The sequence below is a fragment of the Halomonas sp. genome, assembly GCF_041689495.1.
In the GTDB taxonomy this organism is placed as follows: domain Bacteria; phylum Pseudomonadota; class Gammaproteobacteria; order Pseudomonadales; family Halomonadaceae; genus Halomonas.
Genome location: NZ_JBDNGD010000531.1, coordinates 1 through 3,385 on the forward strand (window position 1 = coordinate 1; position 3,385 = coordinate 3,385).

Annotated in this window: 5 protein-coding genes; 4 read left to right on the top strand and 1 reads right to left on the bottom strand. The window is 64.7% G+C overall.

From position 1 onward, the window contains the following. On the bottom strand, window positions 1-638 hold a 638-nt coding region (locus ACESMD_RS15560), incomplete at its 3' end, for a putative zinc-binding metallopeptidase (RefSeq protein WP_372614757.1). Window positions 639-834: 196 nt separating this feature from the next. Between ACESMD_RS15560 and ACESMD_RS15565 the strand changes: the two genes are divergently transcribed. The 4 genes from ACESMD_RS15565 (at window position 835) to ACESMD_RS15580 (ending at window position 3,189) form a co-directional block, all read left to right on the top strand. Beyond that, the gene (locus ACESMD_RS15565) at window positions 835-1,116 is read left to right on the top strand and encodes a DUF503 domain-containing protein (RefSeq protein ID WP_372614759.1); all 282 of its coding nucleotides are present in this window, start codon (window positions 835-837) and stop codon (window positions 1,114-1,116) included. A 464-nt stretch (window positions 1,117-1,580) separates the two neighbouring features. Continuing rightward, window positions 1,581-1,742, top strand: a complete 162-nt coding sequence (locus ACESMD_RS15570) for a hypothetical protein (RefSeq protein ID WP_372614761.1) — start codon at window positions 1,581-1,583, stop codon at window positions 1,740-1,742. Between the two features lie 7 nt (window positions 1,743-1,749). Further along, window positions 1,750-2,199 carry a GNAT family N-acetyltransferase gene (locus tag ACESMD_RS15575; RefSeq protein WP_372614763.1) on the top strand — a complete coding sequence of 150 codons (450 nt, stop codon included), beginning with the start codon at window positions 1,750-1,752 and terminating at the stop codon, window positions 2,197-2,199. Window positions 2,200-2,325: 126 nt separating this feature from the next. Continuing rightward, complete coding sequence (locus ACESMD_RS15580; RefSeq protein ID WP_372614765.1) at window positions 2,326-3,189, top strand: SDR family NAD(P)-dependent oxidoreductase; 864 nt, start codon at window positions 2,326-2,328, stop codon at window positions 3,187-3,189. The last annotated feature ends 196 nt before the right edge of the window (window positions 3,190-3,385 follow it).

Genomic DNA, 3,385 nt, shown 5'->3' on the forward strand with positions numbered 1-3,385 from the left:
AGTCTCCAGTCGGGCGGTGGGCCGTCATGGTAGTACCGCTGGAGTGCGGCGGGGTAATCCGCGCGCTCGTCGCCGAACATGGCACGGAAGGCGTCGAGGAAATCGTCGCGCAGGCTGAGCCGCCACCACAGCATATGCGCGATCTCGTGGCGCATATGGCCGATCATCGTGCGGTAGGGTTCCTCCAGCGCCTCACGACGAGTGGCGACCAGAACCGGGTCCACTTCGGCCACGCTGATGGTCACCACTCCCTGAGCATGCCCCATGGGCACCGGGGTCGGGCCCTCGGCGAGCATATGGAAAACGGGGGGCGTGCCGGGATCCTCCGGCCGGAACCAGTGCCAACGGCCGAGATTGTCCAGCGCCCAGCGTTTGGCGGCCTCGGTCTGTGCCCAATTAGGCATGGCATTGGGGATCGAAGGGTCCGGCGCCAGTGCCGTCATGGCGCAGGACCGGCAGAAGGCACCCTGTTCAGGCGCAATCCAGTTGCAGCCGATCACCTCCCGGTTGATGCAGAAGGGCGGCATGGGCAGGAAGGCCCGCGCCTGAGGGTCGTAGGCCACGGGGGTCCCGTCGGCGGTGGCGAGGTTGTCGAACCAGAGCGAGCCGGAACCGACGGGGTTGGAAAAGACGCGCATAAAGAGAAGAAACTTCTGAAGAAAGTCAGGCCACAGAGCCAATCAGTAACGGGGCAATACTTCGCTTATCTCGCACCAGTGTCAAACCACTGAGGGCGACCCAGGCACTCACTCGTCCAGCGTAGAAGGTAGGATTGATGACCGGATGACAGACCTCCTCAGACACGACGGACAGTCCCTGCCCCAAGGAGTCAACATGCATATCGGCGTCCTGACACTGCACATCTCGCTGCCCGGCTGCCGCTCCCTCAAGGAGAAGCGCCAGCGCATGGGCGGTCTACACGAGCGCTTCGGGCGCAACCCCGCGGTGGCGGTGTGCGAGAGCGGCGAGCTTGACCGCCTGGAGGCCAGCGAGTGGACCTTCGTGGTGGTGGCCACCTCCATACCGAAGGTGGAATCGCTGCTCAGCGAGATCGAGGACAAGGTGCAGCGCACCGTCGATGGGCGACTGATGGAAGCGACGCGGGAAATGCTGTAGCGGCAGAGCGAGCCGGCGCCACTTTCCGCTGACTCAGGACAAAGGCAGACAGCCGACGGGCAAGGCGGCGGTATCGCCAGGTGCTGCTCATCAGGGCGCCTCACTGCGCAGCATCAGTACAGCAACCAGCAGCACATACACTATGGCTCCCTCCCCAACCCCAATGCACGCAGCATACGCAACAGGCATCTCCAGCCTGATGGTATGACCACCCAAGCCATTATGCGCCCCTCGGGGGAGATCACACCTTGTCCCGTACCGACAGTGCGCAGAGGCTATGGTGAGCACGGGGTGCTCGAGGGCGCCCAGCCGCGCCGCCAGCTGTTCCCAGCCGCGCCGCCAGCTGTTCCTGGCCGTCGAGCGGCTGCTCGACCTCATGCGCGGACCTGTAGCACCCTGTCTATACTCTAGCCAGGTGCATCACACGCATCGCCATTTCTTGCACACAGCACGGAGCCTTCACAGTGGCCAACGAGAACAGCGTGATCGCCTTCTACCATCACAGCAACGGCACCCAGGACATCTTCTGGGCCGATCCGGATCCCCGTGGGGACCGGCAAGCCGGCTCCCGGATGAACAGTCCGCGAGCCTCTGTCAGGCGGCACCTGCTGCCCCCGAGTCGATGAGAACCCGATGGACGTAGCACTGCAGGACATCACACTAGAGAACTTCGACGCCACCATCTCGCTGGAGGTGGCGACGTCCCAGCGCGACTATGTCGCCGACAATCTGTATTCCATTGCCGAGTCAAAACTCCACTCGACCTACCGACCCCGCGCCATCTATTGCGACGGTGAGGTAGTCGGCTCCCTCATGTATGAGCCGTTCGACCACGACGACCGGCCACCGGCCTACAACATCTTTCGCCTGATGGTCGACCGGCACCATCAGGGAAAAGGTATTGGGTACCGGGCCATGCAGTGTGTGCTGGACGAGATCAGGGCGCAGGGTCCTTTCGAGCGAATCGCGATCTGCTATGTGCACACCAACCAGATCGCCCGGGACTTCTACGCCAACCTCGGCTTCCAGGAGACGGGGCTCAGCGAGGAGACCGGCGAAGTCATCGCCGAGATCCGGGGGTGACGAGGGCCACAGCCGACACGCCTGGGGAGCGCCGACGCCCCGTCGTTGCTGAATCGCCCGCCACGCCCTATCGTCGGGTACGCAACATCACACACTGGCCTTTCGGGGCACGGAGAGGAGACGAGAATGTCGGATGCCCGAGCGAATTCGGCGCGAAGCCTGCTGATCACGGGCTGCTCGAGCGGCATCGGCCATGCCGCGGCCCATGCCATGGTGGCGCGAGGCTGGCGGGTCTTCGCCACGGCACGGGCCGAGGCGGACGTGGCCAGGCTCCGCGAAGAAGGCCTCGAGGCCCTGCCGCTGGACCTGGCCAGCAGTGCCTCCATCGAGGCCGCGGTGGCCACCGTGCAGGAGCTCACCGAAGGCCGGGTGACTGCGCTGTTCAACAACGGCGCCTACGGCCAGCCCGGCGCGGTGGAGGACCTGACCCGCGAGGTGCTGCAGGCCCAGCTCGAGACCAACCTGCTGGGCACCCACGAGCTCACCACCTGCGTGCTGCCAATGATGCGCGCCCAGGGGCACGGGCGCATCGTGCAGAACAGTTCGGTGCTGGGGTTCGCCGCCCTGCCCTACCGCGGCGCCTACGTCTGTTCCAAGTTCGCCCTCGAAGGCCTCACCGACACGCTGCGCCAGGAGCTCCGGGGTAGCGGCGTCCACGTCAGCCTGATCCAGCCCGGTCCCATCACCAGCCGCTTCCGCGAGAACGCCTATCGTGCCTTCCAGGCGAATATCGATACCGCCTACAGTGCCCATGCGGACACCTACCGCAAGGTGGAGGCGCGGCTGGCCAGCCAGGAGGGCAAGGCCCCTTTCACGCTGAGCCCCGACGCCGTGGTGGCGAAGCTTATCCACGCCCTGGAGCATCCTCGCCCGCGGCCTCGCTACGCAGTGACCCTGCCTACCCACCTCTTCGCGGCGCTCAAGCGAGTACTGAGCACCCGCGGCATGGACCAGGTGCTGCTGCGCTCGACGCGGGACGAGCGGGAGTGAGGCCTTGAGCTGGCGGCAGGAATGCGAATCTCTCGGCTCAACCCGAGACACGAGATCAATGGAGAATCCTTCATTCATTGCCATGACGCAGGACATTGCGGGAATCGACTGACACCGGTTGGGAGCCAAGGCCAGACATTCAGAACATGTTCATATAACGCGAAGCGCACCGGCGCACTTTAATGCGTCCGGTGAA